Here is a 21,285-nt window from a genome sequence, read left to right on the forward strand (position 1 = left end):
GGTTACTCCTGAAAGTCCCACTCTCGCAGGGCCTGTCGGACGAAGTCGCCGTCGACCTCGCGGAAGTGGTTGTCCGAGCCCTCGTGGTCGCCGAAGGACCAGTCGCGGACCACGACGACGGGGGTGCCGCCCGCTCCCTCGCCGGCGACGAGGTTGGCGGCCGACGCGAGCTCGTCGATCACGTTCTGGACGGTGACGCCCATCTCGCGGCCGTCGCGGTCGCGCTCGCCGCGCCAGTCGCGGCTGGCGGGCATGCCGGCCCAGCCGATCGCGACGCCGCGCTGGCCGTGCCTGAACGGACGGCCGCAGGTGTCGCTGACGACGACGCGGTCGGCCGCGACTCCCTCGCGGATTCGCTCCGCGCTCTCCGAGGGGCGTTCGGGGAGCAACAGCAGGTCGCCGTCCGGGACGTTCGATCGGTCGATACCGGCGTTGACGCCGATGTGACCGAAGCGAGTCGCCGTGAGGAGGAACGGCGCCTCCATGATCAGCTCCGTCGACTCCTCGATGACGGCCTGCGCGAACCGGGGGTCCTTCTCCTCGTCCGCGATCCCGGCGAGGCGCTCCGCGACCTCGTTCGCACGGGGGCCGGGCGGGAAGTCGTCGAGGTCGAAGACGCGCCCCTCCGCCTTCGAGACGACGGTGCTGGCGACGACGACGACGTCGTCCTCACGGAGGTCGACGCGCTCGTCGATCATGGCCGCCAGATCGTCTCCGTCCCTGATTTCCGGGAGGTCCGGAACGGCGAACAACTCCATACTAATCACTGCGCGGCGACGATGAAAAACCCCGCCGGTACCGGGCCGGTTTGACGCTATCGAGGCGCGCGTCGGGGCTACCTGGACGGCACGACAGCCGCAGGATCCGTCGTCCAACAGTAATAGCAGATAATAAGTGTACACTCACTGGAACAGTTCGCGAATTTCCGTTCATATATTAGGATTTACTCCGAATACGTACTGTTTTAGCCTAGGGTTCATATGCGCTGATGACTGACCGGCACTCGCAATGAGCGAACCACCGACTGAAGACGAATCGGCACCCATCGGAACGCGGACGCGCGTTCCGTCGCGAGACGACGACGACCCGATCGTGACGCAGACTCGCGCCCCGTGACCGGGCGCGCGCGGCGGCTCCGCCCGTTTTTTCGCCGGCTCCGTTCGTACACCTTATAACCGACTCAGCCAATGGCGTACCGTGGACCTCCACGTCCGGTACGAGGGCGACGACGACCCCGACAAGTGTACGGCCCGGAAGCTCGCGCGCTTCGACCTCGCGGAGCTACACCGCTCCGACCGCGCTACGCCGTACGGCGTCGTTCTCAACCCGCACGCGGACCGAGCCCTCTCGCCGGCCGACGCCGACCGCGCCGCGGAGAGCGCCCTGGTCGCGCTCGACTGCTCGTGGGAGTCGGCGGGCGAGAAGATGTTCAGCCTCCCCGGCGAACACCGCGCGCTCCCCTACCTCGTCGCCGCCAACCCCGTAAATTTCGGTCGCCCGATGCGGCTCACGACCGTCGAGGCGTTCGCCGCCGCGCTCGTCATCCTCGGCGAGCGGGACCACGCCGAGCGCGTCCTCTCGAAGTTCACGTGGGGCGAGACGTTCCTCGAACTCAACGCGGAGCCGCTCCGCCGGTACGCCGACTGCGAGGACTCCTCTGAGATCGTCGCGATCCAGCAGGAGTACCTCGACCGAGAGTAGCCCGCGAGCGTCGCGGCGGTCGACCCCGGCGTCGAGCGCGTGCCGCGAGGCGCCGCCGGGCGGGGCTACCGAGCCCGCCGGCAGAAACCGGCACCGAACGTGGTCGCGGCAAGTCTTTTGCCTCGTTCGGCCCTACCGTTTAGTGATGGTTTCCGAAGGCGACACCGCACCCACGTTCACCGCGACAGTCGGCACGAGCGACCACGAGCCGTTCGACCTCGACGAGCAGGTCGGGGACGGCCCGGTCGTGCTCGCGTTCTTCCCCGGCGCGTTCACGCCGCCGTGTACGAACGAGATGATCGCGTTCCAGGAGCGCGCCGCCGCGTTCGACGACGCCGGTGCGACCCTGTTCGGGATCAGCGCCGACTCGCCGTTCTCGCTCGGCGCGTTCCGCGAGGAGCACGGGATCGAGTTCAACCTCGTGAGCGACATGGGCGGCGACGCGATCCGGGCGTACGGCCTCGAAATGGACATCGCCGACCTCGGTCTCCACGGCATCGCGAACCGCGCCGTGTTCGTGGTCGACGACGACGGCGCGGTCGTCTACAGTTGGGTCGCCGACGACCCCACGAACGAGCCCGACTACGAAGCGGTCCTCGACGCGGTCGAAAGCGCTTAAAACGAGAAGCCCCTATTGAAATCCTTAGTATCTGATAGGATCGGCTTGCGAGATACAGAGGGTGGATACAGCAGATCCGTAAGAAGAGGCTACAGCGTTGATGGTATGATTCGTGGCTAATAGTAATAACCCGTGACCCTGTTACTCCATTACATGGCCGAATGTGCTCGATGCGACTGTGATGCGGACGATCTCCAAAGCATCTCGCCAGATGTTATCTCGAAAGAACTGATCGACTCAATCGATCACGGCGAAGAAGACTTTGCCGGGGAGGGTGGTATAAAAGTTTGCGCCGAGTGTATGGCTGAATTGAAAGGAGACTGAAACCGAAGCGGTATCATTACTGATGATTCCAGCACGATCTAGATCACAAGATTCGCGCCCTCCATCTCGGACAAGCGCTCTCGACTATCGTTTCTCTGTCGAAAGCAGCGTGACCGGTACAGAGAGTAGATGGGGGGCATAAGAGTGGAATACTACGGACGGAGTTCGATTAGTAGACACTCTCGCATCGTCGCAATTGTTTCACCCGGCACGCCCGCATTTCTTCGAAATGTCTTCTAGAGTCTCACTTGCCGAAAAGTGCGAGAACAAGTACGAACAGGTCGCCCTTGATACGTCGTATCTTGTTTTGATGTCGATGTCCGGGGTGCTTGCTGGCGTGGCTCTGCTCACCAACTCGATTCCGATACTCATTGGCGCGATGGTCATTGCCCCGGCATTAACGCCGTTGGAACTCGTTTCTGCTGGCATTGCTGCCAACCGGTGGAAACGAGCCGGATTTGGGACTTGGGTCGCGTTCGTCGGTCTGTTGGCTGCGACTGTGGGGGCTATCGTGACGACGTTGGCACTGAACATGACAGGCGTTCTCCCACCTGCGGAGAACCTCATTGAGAAACCACTACTTGAGGAGCGCATTACAGCCGGCTGGTACAGCGTCGTTGCTGCTGCCGCAGCGGGTATCGCAGCGGGTGTAACGACCGACAAAGAACGGCAAGACACGCTCGTCGGCGTCGTCGCTGCCCTCGCACTCGTTCCGGCCGCTGCTGCTGGGGGAATAACATTGCTGTCACGAGCACCTGTTAAGGCCAGTGGCGGCCTGCTCTTACTCGGCCTCAATGCAGGCATGGTTGTCATAACTGGGACGGTGACACTCTGGCTCGGCGCCCGTGGCGATCGGAAATCGGACACAGGCAAATAGGCATGCAACGTATCTCTCGCCTGTTTCACTCGTCCATGCCGAATCGAACGAACTCCTCTTGGAAACTCATCCGCTGTGCTGAGCGATTTCGGTAGCAAGCGGTAGACCATCTCTTGCGAGATACGCGCTCTGTATCTCGCACGTCGTTACTGACAGAAACTGAGGAGATTACAAGCGCGTTGATAGAAACAGGGCGCGAATGGGGGTGTGAACCGAGGCTAATCTTCGGCAAATACCAATCGCTCAGTATAGGGGACTCACATATCGAGTAGCGCACCAACCTGTTCACATCGTGTCAGAAACCGTGTGCGAGCTACAGAGCGTAAAGTCAGCACGGCTCTCATCTTCACTCCCGACTCTCTCGAATGAATCGGCTACTAACTGGGTGTGCGAAATGAGCAGTAGTCTGAGAGTCTGCATTCGAAAAGGATTCATGGTTTTCTCCTGAGATATCGTGTATTCTCAAGTGCTCTCCGTACTCTCAATGTAATTGTTGATAACCATCGGGAGAACTGCTGCGATAAGTACTAAGACACTCGTCGACACAAGTAACGGGGCATCTAACCCATCATCAGCAAATACGGCAAGGATAATTCCTATAACAGCACATATAAACACAATTTTATTTTTGCGGGAAACCATATCAGATTAGATCATTCCCGTTTCACTATATTCTTGCGATATAACTATAATAGCGGTAGAATAGACAAAGAATCAGACACCAACACTGCTCAGGTAAATCCGCTATATTGACCGAATCGCAACCCGTGCTCCAGTCTGCTTCGGCTGACCAATATGCGCCCTGTATTCAGCAGCTCTCAGACGAGCTCTCTGTTCTCTGTCAGAACCGAAGTGCAAGACTCAAAGGATGAGTACAGCACAAAGACCGTCGTTGTTTCGCACCAAACCCGCTGAACCAACTCTTCGCGGAGCGTGTAACTTAGCGGTGTGATTCGATTTTGATGCGGGGGTTTCCATCTCTGTCGGCGATGATCGTCGCGGTCGTCCCGTCGGCCTCGAACTGGATGGTCATATCGAGATTCCGTTCCTGAAAGAGGCCATCGAGGGCGTCCGTGTTGATGTCGTCACTGATGAGCCATTCTTGTTCAAGCACATCCTCATCGTGCGCTTGAGCGACCGCCGTGACGACGGCTGTGCTGAGCTGTTCGGTCTCGTCGGGCTCGTAGTAGAACTCTTGGGTGTTCCTCATGTATACATACTGGAAAGCCGAAGGAAAGCACTTTGTTACCAAGATATGTCCAGATAGGTACTTGTAGTCGCCAATTCATACAGGCCTCTGAGGTCGCTGTATCAGCGATTACGACTCCTGCCGATCAAAATACCATCAGTGCCAGATACGCGCCCTGTACTCAGCACGGCTCCAAGAACATATCACCTGCTAAGGATTTCAACAGAGCCGACGAGAGTAAACGAGCGACTCCTGATCGGATGGCACCAAGTACTGGATTTTTTGATTTCTATAAACTGCTGACCGACACGACCGTCGACCCACCGGCCGCTCGTTACGACGACCCTGACGCTGTGACCGAGACTGCCGATGCCCCGGCCGCCGCTTCGAGTCCCGCCCTAAACGGCACCGCCCCGCACCTCACGCCTCCCCAACCTCGTCGCTGGCGCCCTCCGCGATGCTCCGGGAGCCAGCGACTCCCTCGCACGCGCTCCTCGCGGCCGCCGGGGGCGACCGCTCGGAGGCGCGCGCCGCCCGGAAAATCTCCCGACTATTCGCCAAGTACGCCGCCGATGGCGCCCGCGAGCGCCGAGTCGATAGCGAACAGGAGCGTGAGGAACAGGCCGACGACGAACACGCCCGCGCCGCCGATCAGCCCCCCGAGCGGACCGGCGGCGAGCGAGAGCAGCCCGCCGAACGCGGCGAGCAACAGCGTGACGACGACCCCGCTCACTGACCCCGCGAGCAGTCCGTGCCAGAAGCCGGAGAGCAGTCCGCCCCCGGCGACGTAGCCGGCGACGAACCCGCCGACGAGTCCGGCGGCCGCGTGGCCGAGGCCCGGGGCGGCCGTCGCCAGCACCCCGGCGATGAGCATCACGACGAATCCGTAGCCGACGGCGCGCCAGTCTGTCATGCGCCGCGGTAACTGACCCGCGGATAAATACTCGCGGGATTATTTGTTATTTGTGAATATATTTTTAATAACTGTTCACATAACAGGCCCGTAGAATGGTAGCCGAATTAATAACGGTGCGGTGACTACGGAGAACCAATGAGCGATTCACGAGAGCCGAGCGGTCCGGACGGCGGACCGACCGACGACTCCGGGGGCGCACAGCTCCGGCTGTCGGTGCCTGACATGGACTGCTCCTCGTGCGCGGGGAAAGTCGAGGGCGCGCTCGACCGCGACGGCGTCCTGTCGGTGGACACGCGCCCGACCACGGGCGTCGTGGTCGTCACCTACGACCCGAACCGGACGGACGTCGAGACGCTGACGGCCGCCGTCGAGGGCGCCGGCTACGCGGTCGCGGACGCAGAGTCCGACGGCGTCGCCGACGACCTGTTCACGAGCCCGCGAGCGATCGCGACCGCGGTCGGGGCCGTCTTCCTCGCGGTCGGGCTCGCGCTCGAGTGGCTGCTGCCGGGACTCGACCCGACGTTCGGGACGCTAGGCGGCGCCGGCTTCCTCGGGCCGTGGGCCGTGACCGGCGCGTCGGTCGCGTACCTGCTCGCGATCGCGGCCGCCGGGCCGCCGATCCTCCGGAACGGCTACTACTCGCTGCGGGGCCTGAGCCTCGACATCGACCTGCTGATGAGCGTGGGCGTCGTCGCCGCGCTGCTCGTGGACCTCCCCTTCGAGGCGGCGACGCTCGCGGTGCTGTTCTCGGTCGCGGAGCTGCTCGAACGCTACTCGATCGACCGGGCGCGCACCTCCCTCCGCGAGCTGATGGAGCTGTCCCCCGACGAGGCGGTCGTGATCCGCGACGGGGTCGAGGAGACGGTCCCCGCCGCGAGCGTCGCGACGGGCGAGCGGCTGGCCGTGCGTCCCGGCGAGCGCGTCCCCCTCGACGGAATCGTCCGCGAGGGGTCCGGGGCGGTCGACGAGTCGCCGATCACCGGCGAGTCCGTCCCCGCGGAGAAGGAGCCCGGCGACGAGGTGTACGCGGGGTCCATCAACGAGGCCGGCTACCTCGAAATCGAGTCGACGGCGCCAGCCGAGGAGTCGACCATCGCCCGGGTCGTCGAACTCGTCGAGGCCGCCGGCGGCGAGGAGACGCGCGCCGAGCGCTTCGTCGACCGCTTCGCCGGCGTCTACACCCCGATCGTCGTGGTCGCCGCGATCGCCACCGCGACGCTCGGGCCGGTCCTCGTCGGCGGAGGCGCCGAGACCTGGTTCGTCCGCGGGCTCACGCTCCTCGTGATCGCGTGTCCGTGCGCCTTCGTCATCTCGACGCCCGTCAGCGTCGTCTCGGGCGTGACCGCGGCCGCGCGAAACGGCGTCCTGATCAAGGGCGGCGAACACCTGGAGACGGCGGGCGACGTCGACGCCGTCGCGCTCGACAAGACCGGGACGCTCACGACGGGCGAACTGTCAGTCACCGACGTGGTCCCGCTCGGCGGCCGCGACGCCGACGACGTGCTGGCGTGTGCGACCGCCATCGAGCGCCGGAGCGAACACCCGGTCGGCGAAGCGATCGTGGCGCGCGGAGAGGCGGACGCGGCGACCGACCGGGAGCCGACGGAAGTCTCCGGCTTCGAGGCGCTGACCGGCGAGGGCGTCCGCGCCGACCTCGACGGCGAGACCCACTACGCCGGCAAGCCGTCGCTGTTCGCCGACCTCGGCTTCGACCTGAGCCACGCGCACGTCCGCTCGGACGGCGGTGTCGTTCGGGAGCGGGACGGCGAGTCGAACGGCTCCGTGGAGCCCGAACCCTGCGACCACGGGCAGTACCTCGACTTGGCGAGCGAGACGATTCCCGAGCTTCAGGCGGCGGGGAAGACGGTCGTGCTCGTCGGGACGGAGTCGGAACTGGAGGGCGTCATCGCGGTCGCGGACACGGTCCGGCCGGAGGCGGCGTGGGTCGTCGATCGGCTCCACGACCTCGGGATCGAGCGCGTCGCGATGCTTACCGGCGACAACGAGCGCACCGCCCGGGCGATCGGTGAGTCGGTCGGCGTCGACGAGGTCCGCGCCGAGTTGCTCCCCGAGGAGAAGGTCGAAGCGGTGCGCGAGATCGGGGGCGAGACCGACGGCGGCGTGGCCATGGTCGGCGACGGGATCAACGACGCGCCCGCCCTCGCGGCCGCCGACGTGGGGATCGCGATGGGCGCCGCCGGCACCGACACCGCCATCGAGACGGCGGACGTGGCGCTGATGGCCGACGACCTCACGCGACTGCCGTACGTGATCGACCTCTCCGGCCGCGCGAACGCGACGATCCGGACGAACATCTGGGCGTCGCTCGGCGTGAAGGCCGTCCTCGCGGCGGGCGCGCCGCTCGGCTACGTGAGCGTCGCGATGGCGGTGGTCGTCGGCGACATGGGAATGAGCCTCGGCGTCACCGGCAACGCGCTGCGACTCGGGAGCGTCGAGCCCGCGGAGCCGCCGCAGTCGGAAGCGCCGCCCGGGACCGAGTCGTAGCCGAGTTGCCGACCTCGACGGTGGTCAGCTTTAATCCCGTGTCGAGTGTATCGAAGGTCGAGATGCCCTCCGAAAGCGGTTCCGCGGCCGAGACCACCGATACGGTAGAACGGCCCGACTCGACGGGAACGACCGAGCCGACGGCGGGCGCGCGGACGGCGTCCGAATCGGAGCCGGCCTCCGACCCGATCGAGTGGGGGCCGGTCCGCCACGACCGGCTCGGGTCCGTCGCCCTCGGCGTGAGTCTCGTCGTTGCGGTCGGGCTTCTCGCAGTGGTCGCGGTCGTCGCCGTCGCCGTGGCCGGTGCGGCGCGGACCGCGGTGACCGGTGGCGGCGCGGTCGCCGGCGGAGAACTGTGGGTGCTGGGCGTGCTGCTCCTCGTCGGCGGACCGTTCTCCCTCGTGTACCTCCTCATCGCACGCGACCGATCGGACGGACGGACCCGCGAGAAGCTCCGGTCGGCGCTCGGCGACTACTCGTTCTCGCGGGAATCGATCCGCCTTCCCTGGGTCGTCGCGGGCGCCGCCCCGTTCGGGGCGCTCTGGGTGTGGGGACCCCCGCCGACCGACGTCGGAGTGTTCTATCTGTTCCCGCTGATCTGGTTCCTGCCGATGCTCGCCGGGTCGAGGGGAACGTCGATTCGGCTCGACCCGGCGGAGCGCGTCGTCGAGCGCACGAATCACACGCACGACCGCTCCCAGACCGACGACCTCGGGTCGGTGGTCCGGACGCGGCGGATCGACCTCCCTTGGTTGACCGTGTTCCTGCTCGCCTACCGAGGGAACGCGTGGTACCGGTCGACGCCGTGGCTGTTCGCGCCGTCCGAGAAGGCGGACGCGGTGGAGTCGGCGCTCGACGCGGTGCTGGCGGCGAGCGACGGCCCGGACCGCGCGAGCGTCCCCGAGCGGGTCACCCTCGCGGTGGTTGGGTCGTTCTCGCTCGTGGTCGGCCTCCTCATGGCCGTCGCCGGCGGCGAGGGGGCCGGCGGCGTCGCGCTCGCACTGCTCACGGCGCCGTTCTCGATCCTGTTCCTCGCGCTCGCCGCGCGGCTGTGAACCTGGCGCGACACCGGACGTGCCACCCCCTACCACGCGACTCATATACCCGCGTCCCGAAGGGAGAGTATGGACAGACAGCGCCTGGAACGCGCGCTCGAAGACGAGTTCGGCGGGACCGAGGCGGATCGGCGCGCCGTCTCGCGAGCGGCCCGCGACCTCGTCGACTCCGAGCGACCCTCCGAGGACCGCGGTCACGGCCTCACGGTGGCCGGCGTGGTCGAACACCTGGGTGACGCCCCCGACGGCTCCTCGCTGGTCGAGCGGTGGAACTGGTGGATGGGGGCGCTCGACACCGCCTACGGCGGCTACGACTACTTCACGGTGCGGTTCGTCGAGGACGACGAGGCGACCGGCCTCCACCGATAAGCGACCGTCCGTCGGCGAGAGACGGCGCGCCGTCTCACCTCGGTCCCGTCCTCGAACTCCTGACCTCACGGTAACGAAGCTCTGCCGTCCACTTTCAGTTTCACTCCGCGCATGGCTCGCTTATAGGGGAGTTCAGGCCCGACTCCGTTGTATGAGCGCAGTCACTGCCGACCGACCGCGGTACGCGACGCCGACGCGCGTGGACGTCACCGAGTGCCGAACCGGCCGCCTCCCGGAGCGGATCCGTGCGAACCGCGTCGACGGGAGCGAGGTCCACCTCGAGCGTCGCGGGGGCAAGACGTTCCTCGTGACGCGGCCGGCCGAGTGATCGCGGGTTCGAGTCGATGACGCGATCGGCCCTCGATTTCGCAGGGAACCTCCCGAGCGGCGGCCATCCGGGCGCGAGACTCGCCTGAGCTGAAACTCGCGGTCGCGACCGTCAGTCGTCGGCGGCCAGCTCCGCGGCCTCCGGACCGATGTCGTCGAGTCGGCTGTCGAGGCCCACGCCGAGCGACTCGTTCGTGCGCGCGACGGACTCGGCCGCCTCGACGTCGGTCGTCATCGCGCGGATCGCGTCCACGTTCTCCGGCACGACGTCCGCCTCCTGGTGGACGTTCTGGAACAGGTACAGGTCGCGACCGGTGACGCTTATCGACTCCTCCCAGACGCAGTTCTCCCAGAGGTCGCCGCGCGGGCGTCCCGCGTCGTCGGCGTAGGCCTTCAGCGCGCCGGCACCGTCGATCCCGGCGCCTTCGGGGACGAGGAAGATGCGTCCCTCGTCGGCGAGCAGGTCGCGGACGGCCGCCGGGTCGGGCTCGGTCGCGAGCGTGACGTTGACGCTGTGAGTGTGCATCTCAGTGACCGGGGCCTTCAGCGCCGCGGTGTCGACGGTCACGTCGGGCAGGATCTCGTTCACGTCCGGCCCGTGGTGGGAGGGGACCGCGGCCGGATCGGGGACGATGTCGTTTATCGGGCCGCGGTCCGTCTCGCCCGGGTCGCCGCCCCGACGCACGAGGGTGACGCGGGCCTTCTCGATCCCGTACGCCTCGTCGAGCGGCGCGAACAGCCGCGAGAGCGCGGTCGTGTTACACGAGACGACGCGGACGGTGTCGGCGCCGCGGGCAGCCTCGAACCGACCGCGGGCGTTGAACGAGGCCTCGGCGACCGCGGCGTCCTCGCCACCCTGGAACACGGCCGGCGTGTCGTGGGCCTCGTAGACCGGTGCGTTCCGTTCGCCGACGCCCGACGGCGCGCAGTCGACGACCACGTCGACCGCGTCGAGCAGGTCGCCGAGCGTTCCGGCGAGGTCGATACCGGCGCCCGCGAAGGCGTCGACCCGGTCCGGCACCGCCGCGTACAGGTCGTAGCCCCGCCGGGCCGCGGCCTCGACGCCGTAGTCGGGCGACGCCTTCGTCACGCCGACGAGCTTCATGTCGGGCTGGGCCGCGACCGCGTCCGCGACCCGCTTCCCGATCGTACCGTACCCGTTGACGCCCACGCGTATCATATCCCTCCGTCCCTCAGGGACCACTATAATGTTTTCGCTAAAATTAGTTTGAAATTAACTACCCCACGAGTAACCGATCGGTTAATTCGAGGGCGATCGACACCGGACGTAAATAATTCAATTACGGAATAGAGTAAAAACGCGGATGACAAGGCCTAACGCCCGTCCGTTCGGAGACGGCGACATGACAGCCGACCTCTCCGGCGCCGCGGCGACCGCGATCGAACAGTGCCTGAACGTCGCCCCCGACGAGTCGGTCGTCGTGGTCACCGACGACGCGCGCGAGCCGATCGGCGAGGCGCTCTACGCGGCCGCGACGGCCGTCACCGACGACACGACGGTGCTGCGGTACCCGCCCGCGGACCAACACGGGACGGAGCCGCCGGCCCCCGTCGCGGCGGCGATGGCGGAGGCCGACGTCTTCCTCGCGCCGACGACGAAGAGCCTGAGCCACACGCGGGCCCGCGGCGCCGCCTGTGACGCCGGCGCGCGCGGCGCGACGCTCCCGGGCATCACCGAGGACGTGTTCACCACCGGGCTCGACGCGGACTACGCCGCCATCGACGCCGCCTGCGACGACGTGCTCGCGCAGGTCGGCGACGCCGAGGAGGTCCGCGTCACCGCGCCCGCCGGCACCGACATCACGTTCGGGATCGGCGACCGCGAGTGGCTCGCCGACACCGGGATGGTCCGCGACCCCGGCGACTTCTCGAACCTGCCCGCGGGCGAGGTGTTCGTCGCCCCCGCGACCGCGACCGGGACGTTCGTCGTCGACGGGACGATGATGCCCCACGGGCTGCTCGACGAGGGACAGGAACTGGCCTTCGAGGTCGAGGACGGGACGGTCACGTCGATCTCCGACGACGAGATCCGCGCCGACGTGGAGGCGGCCGCCGAGGAGGTCGGCGACGCGGCCTACAACCTCGCGGAGCTCGGCATCGGCACCAACGTCGGGGTCGACGAACTGGTCGGCTCGGTCCTCTTAGACGAGAAGGCGGGCGGCACCGTTCACATCGCGATCGGCGACAACGCCGGGATCGGCGGCGAGACGGACGCGCCGCTCCACCTCGACGGCATCATCCGGAACCCGACCGTCTACGCCGACGGCGAGCCGATCGACCTGCCGAACGCGTAGGCGGTTCGGACCGAATCGAACTCCCGTTAATTGACCGCTTTGGACAGCTCGGCGCCGGCCTTGAACTTCACGACGTTCTTGGCGGCGATCTGGATCTCCTTGCCGGTCCGGGGGTTGCGGCCCGTGCGCGCGGAGCGCTTCGAGATACTGAACGAGCCGAAGCCGGCGAGAGACAGCCTGTCACCCATCTTCAGCGCCTTCGTCGTCGCGACGGTGAAACCCTCTATCGCCCGCTTCGCGTCGGCCTTCGACAGCCCGCGCTCCCGTCCGTGTTGCGTCTCGCGGGCGAGGCGCTCCGCGTCGATCACGACGTCCGCGTTGCGACACCGGGACCCGGCGCGGGCGCCCCGCTCATCCCCCCTGCCGGGGATCAAGTCGAGTCCCGCAGCGAACTCCGGGCACGCGTCGAAGCCGACCGACGACCCGTCCGCCGAGCCGTTGTCGAGCCCCCGCTTCGCACGCTTCAGGGGCCGGAACGCCCCGAACCCGCTCAGCGCGACGCTGTCGCCGTCCCGCAGCGCCGTCGTCGTCGCGTTGATGAACCCGTCGAGCGCCGCCGTCGCCTCGTCCTTCGGCAGGCCGGCTTCGCTCGCCATCTGCTCGATCAGCTCCGCCTTGTTCATCGCCGCTACCCGCCCCGGGGTCACCGCCAGGGCTAATCCGAACGCCGTCGAGAGGACGGCGCCGTTCCGGAGCACGGTTCGTCGCGAGAGCTCGTTTTTGTTCATCTGTTCACACTCACGATGCTATGTCGCTCCGCGCAATCATAAGTGTATTGTACATACCACTTAGCATATATTTACTTCGGGAGCGTCCCGAGGGCGTGCCGGCATCGGAAGCGCTCGCCGCCGGTTTGGTCGATTCCCTACTCGACGACCGCGAGCGCGACCCCTTCCACGTCTCGGACGCCGACCACCTGGTGGCGCCAGCCGTCGCCGGCGTCGACACAGAGGGTGCCAGCGTCCGTGACCGCGACCGAAAGGCCGGGGCCGTAGCCGAGCGCGACGGCCGTTTCGTCCACGGGCAGGTCCGCGACCGCCCACGTCTCGTCGTCCCACTCGCCGCCAGCGTCGGCGTGAGCGAGCAGGTCGCCGTCGACGACCGCCATCGCGTGGCCGTCGCCGTCGGCCGCGACCGCGTCGGCCCCCCCTTCCCGGACCGACATCCAGCCGTTTCCGAGCCAGTAGAGCCCCGCGCCGGTCGCCGCGAGGGGCATCCCCGCGCCCGCCGCGTCACGCGCGTCGTCTAGCCCGACGTTCTCGACCGCGTCGCCGGTGACGCGGAACACCCCGTCCGCGGCCGCGACGAGCGCGCCGTCGACCGCGCGGGGGTCCGCGACGGTTCCGAGCGGCGTCGTCGAGGCGACCGCAGTCTCCCCTCCCGCGAACTCGACGCGCTCGACCGCGCCGTCCTCCCGGGCGACGAGGAGCGCGTCGTCACGACCGCCCGCGACGCCGACCGCGACCGCCGGATCGTCGTCGACGAGCGCGAAGTCGGGGTCGTCGTCGACCGGGGCGACAGAGAGCCCGTCCGGAGTCGCGGCGACGACGAGGTCCGCCCGTCCGTCGCGCGCGAGGACGGCGACATCGCGGGCCGCGTCGCGGGCGACCATGTCGAACGCGCCGATCTTGTCGGCCGACAGCGACACGCGGACGATCCCGGATCCGGTCGCGACGTAGGCGTCGGTGCGGCCGGCGCTGCCCGCGTACACGCGCTTTTCGTCGATCGAGATGTCGTCCTCGGCGGGTGCCATCGGGAGGGCGTTCACCGCGGCGGGACATAAGCCTCGCGCGAGCGTTCCGACGGCCATTTGAGCGCCGCTCGCGTACGCCGATTCGTGCAATCGGTCGCCGCCGACCTCTCGGTGCTGCTCGCGGACGTTGTCCCACGGCTGGCCCGGATCACGGCGTTCATCGCGGCCGGCGTCTTCGTCGCCAACGTCGCCGTCGCGTTCGGGCTGATCCGCTACGTCGCCGGGATCGCGGGGTGGCTCACGCGACCCGCGAACCTCCCCGATGAGGTCGGCACGGCGATCCTCACGACCGCCGCGTCGACGACGGCCGGGTACGCGACCCTCGCCGAGTTCCGGGAGTCCGGCTTCCTCGACGACCGGGCGACGCTCGTCGCCGTGACGATGAACACGTTCTTCGGGTTCGTCCAGCACGTGTTCACCTACTACGTCCCGGTGTTGATCCCGATTCTCGGGATCCCGGTCGGCGTCGGGTACGTCTCCGCGCGAGCGGGTATCGCGCTGCTCATCACCGTCACCGGCGTGGCGGCCGGCGGACTCCTCCTCTCGGAGGGGAACGTCGACCGGTCCGCCCTCGCCGACGTCGACGCGGCCGGTCCCGAGGACGACGAGCGCGGCGGCCGCGAGCGCGTCCGCGACGCCGCCGGGAAGTCGTGGCGCACCCTGCGCCGGATCGTCCCGCGGCTCGCGGTCGTCTACACCCTCGTGATCTGGCTCGTCACCACGTACGACGTGACGGCGCTGACGGCCGTCGCGGAGCCGATAACCGGCGTGCTTGGGCTGCCCGGGGCCGCGGTCCCGGTCATCGCGGTGTTCACGCTCGACACCACCGCGGGCGCGGCGACGCTCGCCGGGACCGAGGCCGGGATCTTCACGACCCGCACCGCGGTGGCGTCGCTGCTCATCGGGAGCATCCTCTCGTTCGCCGTCTCCACGTTCCGGCGCTCGATCCCGTTCCAGTACGGGATCTGGGGCCCGTCGTTCGGAACGAAGGTGATCGCCGTCAACACGGGGCTGAAACTCGTCTTCATCGCGGCGACGGTCGCGCTGCTTCTCGTGCCGGTGTGGTGACGGGGCCGACGGCGGGACGTTGCGGGCGAGAGGGAGGAACCCGGGAAGCGACAGGTCGCGACTCCCGGCGCTCGGATCAGTAACTTCAACACCGCCCCGGACCGATCGCCGCCCATGTCGCTCGAAAAGGACGTGGACTGCCCCGCGTGCGGCGAGAGCCGTTCGTTCTACCGGACCGCGGCGATGACCCTACACCTCGGCGAGAAGACGAAGTGGCGCTGTCCCGACTGCGGCTACGGCTACGTCGAAATCAACGGTATCGACACCCTCCCGGCCTGACGCGGCCCCGACCCACTTTTTCGCTCCGCGTACCGCCCGCCGCAACACTCAGTAGTCAGGGGGCTGAGGCGGATCGCATGAACCGGAGACAGCGTCCGGACGCGGAGGTGAGACCGCGTGGTCGGTGAGGCGCAACGCCCCGAGAGCGACACCGGTCCGCTCGACGGGCTCACCGTGTTGGATCTCTCTCGCGTCCTCGTCGGGCCGTTCTGTACCATGCAACTCGGCGACCTCGGCGCCGAGGTGATCAAAGTCGAGCGCCCCGGCGACGGCGACCAGACGCGGACGTGGGTCCCGCCGGCGTTCGGGGAGGGCGAGGGCGCCGAGAGCGCCTACTACGTCAGCGTCAACCGCAACAAGCGGTCGATACAACTGGACCTGACGACCGACGAGGGGCGGGCGGTCGCGCGCGACCTCGCCCGCGAGGCCGACGTGCTCGTCGAGAACTTCCGCGTCGGCAAGACGGCCGAGTGGGGGCTCGACTACGGCGACCTCGTCGACGAGAACCCCGGACTCGTCTACTGCGGCATCTCCGGCTACGGCGAGTGGGGGCCGGACCGCGACAAGCCCGCGTACGACATCATGATGCAGGCCAGGGGCGGCTTCATGTCGTTCACCGGCGTCGAGGGCGGGCCGCCGGTCCGGATCGGGGTCGCGCTCGCCGACGTGGGCGCCGGGATGTACGCGACGCAGGCCATCCTCGCGGCGCTGCTCGAACGCGAACTCGGCGACGGCCGCGGCCAGAAGATCGACGTGAGCCTCCTCGACGGGCAGGCGGCCTGGACCAGCTACATGGCGACGAACTACTTCGCCAGCGGCGAGGCCCCGGGCCGGATGGGGAGCAAACACCCGAACATCGCCCCGTATCAGGCGTTCGAGACGACGGACGGCTACGTCGTCGTCGCCTGTTCGTCGGACCGCTTCTGGCCGCCCCTCTGTGAAGCGCTCGACCGCCCCGACCTCCTCGCGGACGAGCGGTTCGAGACGAACGAGGGGCGCGTTCGGAACCGCGAGGTCCTCGACCGCGAGCTGTCCGAGACGTTCGCGGCGATGACGACCGGGGAGGCGACCGCGACCCTGGAGGAACACGACGTGCCGGCGAGCCGCGTCCGCGACGTGAGCGAGGTGTTCGCCGACCCGCAGATCGAGGCGCGGGGCATGGTCGCCGAGGCCGACCACCCGACCGCCGGGACCGTGACGTTCCCCGGGTCGCCGATGCACTTCTCGCGGACCCCGACGACCGTCCGGCGCCACCCGCCGGCGCTCGGCGAGCACACGGAGACGGTCCTGTCGGAGTTCGGCTACGACGAGGACGACGTGGCGGCGCTGCGACGCGTCGGTGCGATCCCGGACGGCGACGACGGGTCGGCCTCGGGGTGAGCGTTCGCGGCCGAGGCGGAGCGACGGTTCGGGGCAGAATCGGGGAAGAGGGCGTGGCCGACGGGCGATCGCGGGCCGAAAACGGAAACAGCGGACGTCAGGGGGCGACGTGATCGCCCGGATTGGGCCGGTCGATCAGTCGTCGTCCTCGGCGGTGATCGGGTCGCTTTCGTCTTCGGTGAAGCCGGCCGACTCCTCCTGCCGTCGGCGGGCCTCGGGGTCGAACTCGGCCTCCGTCTCCTGATACCGCGGGACGAAGGAGAGCTCGTGGTGGCTCTCGGTCTCGTGGCCGATGTAGCGCTCCTCGAGGTCGAACTGCGCCTGCTCGTCGTTCTCGGCGATGTTCGACAGGTCCTCGTAGACGGCGTGCGCGCCCGAGTGGAGCCCGTACAGCGTGATGAAGATGTACTGGTAGCCCAGGTCACCCAGCTCCTCGAAGGTGAGCGGGTCCTCCTCGGCGCCCCACTCGAACGACGAGGAGTAGTTGAAGGCGAGATCCAGGTCCGGGTGGGTCTCGTGGATCGTCTCGGCGTACTCGACCGCGTCCTCGCGGGACGGGTCGGGCATCTCCGGCCAGACGAGGTCGACGCCGGCGTCGGCGTAGATCCGGCCGCGTTCGAGGTGTTCCTCCCAGTCGCCGTTCGCGGAGCCGTAGGCGTCGGTGCGGGCGATGATGACGGTGTCCTCGCTCTGCTTGGCGTCGACCGCCGCCTCGAACCGCGACCGCGCCTGCTCGCGGGAGACGATCTGCTTGCCCGCGATGTGGCCGCACCGCTTCGGGGAGGTCTGGTCCTCGATGTGGACGGCGGCGACGCCGGCCTTCTCGTACTCGCGGACCGCGCGCCGGACGTTGTGAATCCCGCCGTAGCCGGTGTCGCAGTCGGCGATCACGGGCAGGTTCGTCGCCTCGACCATGCGCTTCGCGTTCTCGACCATCTCCGACATGGTGACCATCTCCAGGTCGGGGAAGCCGAACTGGCCGAGGACGGTGGAGTAGCCGCTCATGTAGGCCGCGTCGAGCCCGGCCATCTCGGCGAGGCGGGCGTCGAGCGCGTGGTAGATTCCGGGCGCGAACGTGTACTCCTGCTCGTCGAAGAGCTCGCGGAGCCGGCGGCCGGCCGGATTGTCGATATCTCTCGTGAAGACGTCGTCGTCGAGTTCGTTGGGATTCATCGGATTACTGCGTGGTGGCGTCGTTTGCGGTGCGGTTCGACGCGCCGCGGCGCTCGTCGGTGGAGCGGCTGTCGGCGCGGCGTCCGGTGCCGCGAGTCCTCTCCGACTGACTCGTCGGAGCGAACGTCGTCGGGTCCGGTCGCGGACCGTCGCCGGTCCCGGTCATCGGGACCGCGCGCCGGAACGAGCGCTCGCCGTCGGACGGGTGCGAGCGGGTGCGGGGTCGGCGCGTCGCGTTCGCCGTCATCGCGACCCCCCGTCCGTCCGCGTCCGCGAAGCGGGACGCAGGTCGGGGACGAGCGGAGCGTCGCGCTCGCCGTCGGTCGGCGGGCGCGTCGGCGAGGCGGCCTCGGTCTGGGGCGGCGAGCCGGGAGAGCGAGTGGTCGCCGTCCGGCGGTCGCCGTCAGCGGGGCGGTCGGACTCGTCGGTCGGTCCGGTGCCGTCGGTGCGCGTGCGGGGAGTCGCTATCGGCGGGACGAGCGGCGCGCCGGCCTCCTCGGTGAGCGGGGTGCGGCCGGGGATCGTCCGCGGAGAAGTGGATCGGTCGGTCGTCGGATCCGGATCGGTCGTGCTGTCTGTGCGTCGGGTCGTGTCGTCGGGCGTGTCGTTAGGTGTCGTCATCTGGTCGCGTGGGCGGTTGCGGCGGTCGTATAGTGGTCGCGTCTGTGCGTCGGCCGGCTGCGTGTTTGCGTACGGATACTGCCATTGCGACTGGTACCAGCAGGAGGGGAGTAATAAACATAATGATTGATAATGATAATATTCGTTATGTTGTTTTACTCGATTAAATGTTCCATGCCAACACGCACCACGTATTCAGCATCCGGGGCTCGCGTCGGCCTCGCGTCCGCCCTGGACCGATCGCTTATTGCCTCCGGCTCCCGGAGGGTGTGGCAGTGAACGAGCGCGACGCTCTCCGGGTCCTCGCGGGCGACCTCCCGCACGCGGGCGACGACGCCGCCGTCGTCGACGGGACCGTCATCACGACGGACATGCTCCACGAGCGGACCGACTTCCCGGCCGGCACCACCCGGTACACCGCTGGCTGGCGCGCGGTCGGCGCGTCGCTGTCGGACGTGGCCGCGATGGGCGCCGCCGCGAGCGCCGCGGTCGCCGTCTACGCCGACGACGGGTTCGACCGAGAGGAACTGACGCGGTTCGTCGCGGGCGCGGTCGACGTCTGCGAGGCGGTCGACGCCGAGTACGTCGGCGGCGACCTCGACGAACACGTGGAGTTCACGACCGCGACCACGGCGATCGGTTCGGTCACGGACGCCGGTCCCGTCACGCGAGACGGGGCGGAACCGGGCGAGGCGCTCTGCGTCACCGGCGAGTGGGGCCGGTCAGCGGCGGGGCTCCGGCTGTTCGAGTCGGGCGGCGACGAGGCGGTCGAACGCGCCAACGACCTGTTCCGGTTCACGCCGCGGGTGGCCGACGGCGTCGCGCTCGCCGACGCGGCGACCGCGATGATGGACTCCTCGGACGGGCTCGCCCGGTCCTGTCACCAACTCGCGGAGGCGAGCGGCGTCGGGATCGAACTGGAGCGCGACGCGGTCCCCGTCCACCCGGCTGTCGAGGAAGTGGCTGCGGACGCCGCCGAGCGGTTCGAACTGGCGGCGCACTTCGGCGAGGACTTCGAACTGCTCTGTGCGGTACCGGAACCCGAAGTGGAGAGCGTTCGGGAGGCGTGTCCAGCCGGCCTGACGCGGGTCGGGAGGGTGATCGCGGAGCCGGACGGAGAAGAACCGTCGCGCGTCACGGCCGACGGCGACGCGCTGCCCGACCGCGGGTACACGCACGGCGACGGATAGGCCCGGAACCCGATGGGTGCCGTCACAGCCTCAGCAGTTCGGCTGTACGTAACGAATTTCGCTGGAGTCAACGGAGTGACTGAGACGGCCGAATCCCCAGCCGGGAGGATTCGATGCGCTCGCTGCGCTCCTCGTCGTTCACTACGTTCGCTCCTGCGGTGTCGCCGACGGCTCCGCCGCCGGCTGCCCGTGGCACATCGCGCCACGCTGCTTGCGTCGCGCGTCTTCGTCCTCCCGGCTGCCCCTTCGAGCCCCGCCCGCACAGCACCGCAACCGCACCTCACGCCTCCCCAGCCTCGTCACCGGACTACGTCCGGTTTCAAGCGAGAGCTTCGCTCTCGTCCTGTCGCTGGCGTTCTTCGCTTCGCTCGACCGACACCGACTCCCTCGCGCGTGCTCCTCGCGCCCTACCGGGCGCTCGGAGGCACGCGCCACCGCGGATGAAGAGAGGTGGTTAGTTCGTTACCGCTTGAACTCGATCGCGGCGCCCTGTCCGAAGCCGACACAGAGCGTCGCGAGCCCGCGCTCGGAGTCGCGTTTCTGCATCTCGTGGAGCAGCGTCACCGGGAGCCGCGCGCCCGAGGCGCCGAGCGGGTGGCCGAGCGCGATGGCGCCGCCGTTGACGTTGTACCGGTCCTCGTCGATGCCGAGTTCGCGCCGGGAGTACTCGCACTGGGAGGCGAACGCCTCGTTGAGTTCGACCAGGTCGTAGTCGTCGACGGTCGTCCCGGCGCGATCGAGCAGGCCTCGCGTCGCGGGCACCGGACCGATCCCCATCACGGTCGGGTCGACGCCGGCGACGTTGTTCGTGCCGACCTCCGCGAGCACGTCGAGCCCGTGGTCCTCGGCGAACGCCTTGCTCGTGACGAGCGTGACCGACGCGCCGTCGGAGATCTGCGAGGAGTTCCCGGCCGTGACCGTGCCGTCGCCCGTGAACGCGGGCGGCAGCTCGGCGAGCTTCTCGGCGGTCGTGTCCGGGCGGATCCCCTCGTCCTCCTCGACGAGTCCGTCGTCGGTCTCGACGGGGACGATCTCGTCGTCGAACCGTCCCGACTCGGTCGCCTCGGCGGCGCGCTGGTGGCTGCGGGCCGCGTACTCGTCTTGCGCCTCGCGGCTCACGCCGTACTCCTCGGCCACCTTCTCGGCGGTCATCCCCATCTGCAGCTGGAAGACGTTGTACCGCTCGGAGAGCTCCGGGTGGAGGTGCTGGTAGGAGTCGCCGTCCATCGGGACGCGGCTCATGTTCTCGGCGCCGCCCGCGATGACGCAGTCGCGGTTGCCCGCGGCGACGGCGTCCGACGCGGAGATGACCGCCTGCATCGACGAGGCGCACCAGCGGTTGATCGTGGTCGCGGGGACGGACTCGCCCAGTTCGGAGAGGAGGGCGATGACCCGCGCGACGTTGTTGTCCTGCTCGGCGCGCTGCTGGGCGACGCCCCACATCAGGTCGTCGACGTGGTCGCTCGTCAGCCCCGTCTCCGCGAGCGTGTGGTCGATGAGCGTCGTCGAGAGGTCCTCGGTACGGACGTCCTCGTAGACGCCGCCGTCTTTGCCCTGTGGCGTTCGATGAGCGGCCGCGATCACCGGTGTGGTCTCGTCTGTCATGAACGATCACAGGTCGGTC

General features: G+C 68.1%; 23 protein-coding genes. 12 read left to right on the forward strand and 11 right to left on the reverse strand.

Going from position 1 to position 21,285, the window contains the following annotated elements; genetic code table 11:
• Nucleotides 1-2: 2 nt before the first annotated feature.
• A complete protein-coding gene (locus ABDZ89_RS05885) occupies nucleotides 3-758 on the reverse strand; it encodes a coenzyme F420-0:L-glutamate ligase (RefSeq protein WP_343777434.1) in 756 nt (251 codons plus the stop codon).
• Nucleotides 759-1,197: 439 nt separating this feature from the next.
• Here ABDZ89_RS05885 and ABDZ89_RS05890 point away from each other — a divergent pair, with 439 nt between their 5' ends.
• The 3 genes from ABDZ89_RS05890 to ABDZ89_RS05900 all read left to right on the forward strand — a co-directional run bounded on the left by ABDZ89_RS05890 (nucleotide 1,198) and on the right by ABDZ89_RS05900 (nucleotide 3,521).
• Entirely contained in the window at nucleotides 1,198-1,701 is a 504-nt protein-coding gene (locus ABDZ89_RS05890) for a DUF367 family protein (protein ID WP_343777436.1), read from the forward strand.
• A 145-nt stretch (nucleotides 1,702-1,846) separates the two neighbouring features.
• Nucleotides 1,847-2,320 (forward strand): redoxin domain-containing protein, encoded by a 474-nt coding sequence (locus ABDZ89_RS05895; protein ID WP_343777437.1) that lies wholly within the window; start codon nucleotides 1,847-1,849, stop codon nucleotides 2,318-2,320.
• Between the two features lie 553 nt (nucleotides 2,321-2,873).
• Nucleotides 2,874-3,521: a DUF389 domain-containing protein gene (locus tag ABDZ89_RS05900; protein WP_343777438.1), complete on the forward strand. Its 648-nt coding sequence runs from the start codon at nucleotides 2,874-2,876 to the stop codon at nucleotides 3,519-3,521.
• A 462-nt stretch (nucleotides 3,522-3,983) separates the two neighbouring features.
• Here the strand turns inward: ABDZ89_RS05900 and ABDZ89_RS17165 are convergent, their stop codons facing one another.
• The 3 genes from ABDZ89_RS17165 to ABDZ89_RS05910 form a co-directional block, all read right to left on the reverse strand.
• Nucleotides 3,984-4,163 (reverse strand): DUF7987 family protein, encoded by a 180-nt coding sequence (locus ABDZ89_RS17165; protein WP_464388566.1) that lies wholly within the window; start codon nucleotides 4,161-4,163, stop codon nucleotides 3,984-3,986.
• A gap of 298 nt (nucleotides 4,164-4,461) precedes the next feature.
• The gene (locus ABDZ89_RS05905; protein WP_209486728.1) at nucleotides 4,462-4,731 is read right to left on the reverse strand and encodes a HalOD1 output domain-containing protein; all 270 of its coding nucleotides are present in this window, start codon (nucleotides 4,729-4,731) and stop codon (nucleotides 4,462-4,464) included.
• Between the two features lie 529 nt (nucleotides 4,732-5,260).
• Nucleotides 5,261-5,623, reverse strand: coding sequence for a DUF5518 domain-containing protein (locus ABDZ89_RS05910; protein WP_343777441.1), 363 nt, complete (start codon nucleotides 5,621-5,623; stop codon nucleotides 5,261-5,263).
• A gap of 138 nt (nucleotides 5,624-5,761) precedes the next feature.
• Here ABDZ89_RS05910 and ABDZ89_RS05915 point away from each other — a divergent pair, with 138 nt between their 5' ends.
• The 4 genes from ABDZ89_RS05915 to ABDZ89_RS05930 all read left to right on the forward strand — a co-directional run bounded on the left by ABDZ89_RS05915 (nucleotide 5,762) and on the right by ABDZ89_RS05930 (nucleotide 9,883).
• Nucleotides 5,762-8,131, forward strand: coding sequence for a heavy metal translocating P-type ATPase (locus ABDZ89_RS05915; protein WP_343777442.1), 2,370 nt, complete (start codon nucleotides 5,762-5,764; stop codon nucleotides 8,129-8,131).
• 62 nt (nucleotides 8,132-8,193) lie between these two features.
• Nucleotides 8,194-9,186 carry a hypothetical protein gene (locus ABDZ89_RS05920; RefSeq protein ID WP_343777444.1) on the forward strand — a complete coding sequence of 331 codons (993 nt, stop codon included), beginning with the start codon at nucleotides 8,194-8,196 and terminating at the stop codon, nucleotides 9,184-9,186.
• Between the two features lie 45 nt (nucleotides 9,187-9,231).
• Nucleotides 9,232-9,555: a WNWW family protein gene (locus ABDZ89_RS05925; protein WP_465261074.1), complete on the forward strand. Its 324-nt coding sequence runs from the start codon at nucleotides 9,232-9,234 to the stop codon at nucleotides 9,553-9,555.
• Between the two features lie 151 nt (nucleotides 9,556-9,706).
• A complete protein-coding gene (locus ABDZ89_RS05930; protein ID WP_343777447.1) occupies nucleotides 9,707-9,883 on the forward strand; it encodes a hypothetical protein in 177 nt (58 codons plus the stop codon).
• Nucleotides 9,884-9,994: 111 nt separating this feature from the next.
• Here the strand turns inward: ABDZ89_RS05930 and ABDZ89_RS05935 are convergent, their stop codons facing one another.
• Nucleotides 9,995-11,062, reverse strand: coding sequence for a type II glyceraldehyde-3-phosphate dehydrogenase (locus ABDZ89_RS05935; RefSeq protein WP_343777448.1), 1,068 nt, complete (start codon nucleotides 11,060-11,062; stop codon nucleotides 9,995-9,997).
• Between the two features lie 184 nt (nucleotides 11,063-11,246).
• Between ABDZ89_RS05935 and ABDZ89_RS05940 the strand changes: the two genes are divergently transcribed.
• The gene (locus ABDZ89_RS05940; RefSeq protein WP_343777450.1) at nucleotides 11,247-12,197 is read left to right on the forward strand and encodes an aminopeptidase; all 951 of its coding nucleotides are present in this window, start codon (nucleotides 11,247-11,249) and stop codon (nucleotides 12,195-12,197) included.
• Between the two features lie 26 nt (nucleotides 12,198-12,223).
• On the opposite strand, the gene ABDZ89_RS17085 is transcribed toward ABDZ89_RS05940, so the two are convergent.
• Together ABDZ89_RS17085 and ABDZ89_RS05955 are read right to left on the reverse strand one after the other, a co-directional pair.
• On the reverse strand, nucleotides 12,224-12,925 hold the full coding sequence (locus tag ABDZ89_RS17085; protein ID WP_371153050.1) for an HU family DNA-binding protein: 702 nt from the start codon (nucleotides 12,923-12,925) through the stop codon (nucleotides 12,224-12,226).
• A 137-nt stretch (nucleotides 12,926-13,062) separates the two neighbouring features.
• Entirely contained in the window at nucleotides 13,063-13,950 is an 888-nt protein-coding gene (locus tag ABDZ89_RS05955; protein WP_343777451.1) for an HVO_0234 family beta-propeller protein, read from the reverse strand.
• A gap of 84 nt (nucleotides 13,951-14,034) precedes the next feature.
• Here ABDZ89_RS05955 and ABDZ89_RS05960 point away from each other — a divergent pair, with 84 nt between their 5' ends.
• The 3 genes from ABDZ89_RS05960 to ABDZ89_RS05970 all read left to right on the forward strand — a co-directional run bounded on the left by ABDZ89_RS05960 (nucleotide 14,035) and on the right by ABDZ89_RS05970 (nucleotide 16,677).
• Complete coding sequence (locus ABDZ89_RS05960) at nucleotides 14,035-15,018, forward strand: nucleoside recognition protein (RefSeq protein WP_343777453.1); 984 nt, start codon at nucleotides 14,035-14,037, stop codon at nucleotides 15,016-15,018.
• A gap of 114 nt (nucleotides 15,019-15,132) precedes the next feature.
• Nucleotides 15,133-15,297 carry a DUF7838 family putative zinc beta-ribbon protein gene (locus ABDZ89_RS05965; protein ID WP_343777455.1) on the forward strand — a complete coding sequence of 55 codons (165 nt, stop codon included), beginning with the start codon at nucleotides 15,133-15,135 and terminating at the stop codon, nucleotides 15,295-15,297.
• Nucleotides 15,298-15,414: 117 nt separating this feature from the next.
• The gene (locus tag ABDZ89_RS05970; protein WP_343777457.1) at nucleotides 15,415-16,677 is read left to right on the forward strand and encodes a CaiB/BaiF CoA transferase family protein; all 1,263 of its coding nucleotides are present in this window, start codon (nucleotides 15,415-15,417) and stop codon (nucleotides 16,675-16,677) included.
• 135 nt (nucleotides 16,678-16,812) lie between these two features.
• Here the strand turns inward: ABDZ89_RS05970 and aceA are convergent, their stop codons facing one another.
• From aceA to ABDZ89_RS05985, 3 genes are read right to left on the reverse strand one after another with little or no spacing between them, the layout of a single operon-like run.
• Nucleotides 16,813-17,850 (reverse strand): isocitrate lyase, encoded by a 1,038-nt coding sequence (gene aceA / locus ABDZ89_RS05975; RefSeq protein ID WP_343777459.1) that lies wholly within the window; start codon nucleotides 17,848-17,850, stop codon nucleotides 16,813-16,815.
• Between the two features lie 4 nt (nucleotides 17,851-17,854).
• Complete coding sequence (locus ABDZ89_RS05980) at nucleotides 17,855-18,097, reverse strand: hypothetical protein (protein WP_343777461.1); 243 nt, start codon at nucleotides 18,095-18,097, stop codon at nucleotides 17,855-17,857.
• On the reverse strand, nucleotides 18,094-18,471 hold the full coding sequence (locus tag ABDZ89_RS05985) for a hypothetical protein (protein WP_343777463.1): 378 nt from the start codon (nucleotides 18,469-18,471) through the stop codon (nucleotides 18,094-18,096). Before ABDZ89_RS05985 ends, ABDZ89_RS05980 begins: the two co-directional genes overlap by 4 nt.
• A gap of 275 nt (nucleotides 18,472-18,746) precedes the next feature.
• Here ABDZ89_RS05985 and thiL point away from each other — a divergent pair, with 275 nt between their 5' ends.
• A complete protein-coding gene (thiL, locus tag ABDZ89_RS05990; RefSeq protein ID WP_343777465.1) occupies nucleotides 18,747-19,661 on the forward strand; it encodes a thiamine-phosphate kinase in 915 nt (304 codons plus the stop codon).
• A 462-nt stretch (nucleotides 19,662-20,123) separates the two neighbouring features.
• Here the strand turns inward: thiL and ABDZ89_RS05995 are convergent, their stop codons facing one another.
• A complete protein-coding gene (locus tag ABDZ89_RS05995; RefSeq protein ID WP_343777466.1) occupies nucleotides 20,124-21,266 on the reverse strand; it encodes a thiolase family protein in 1,143 nt (380 codons plus the stop codon).
• Nucleotides 21,267-21,285 lie beyond the last annotated feature (19 nt).

The sequence above is a fragment of the Halorubrum ejinorense genome, assembly GCF_039522565.1.
GTDB classification, from domain to species: Archaea; Halobacteriota; Halobacteria; order Halobacteriales; family Haloferacaceae; genus Halorubrum; species Halorubrum ejinorense.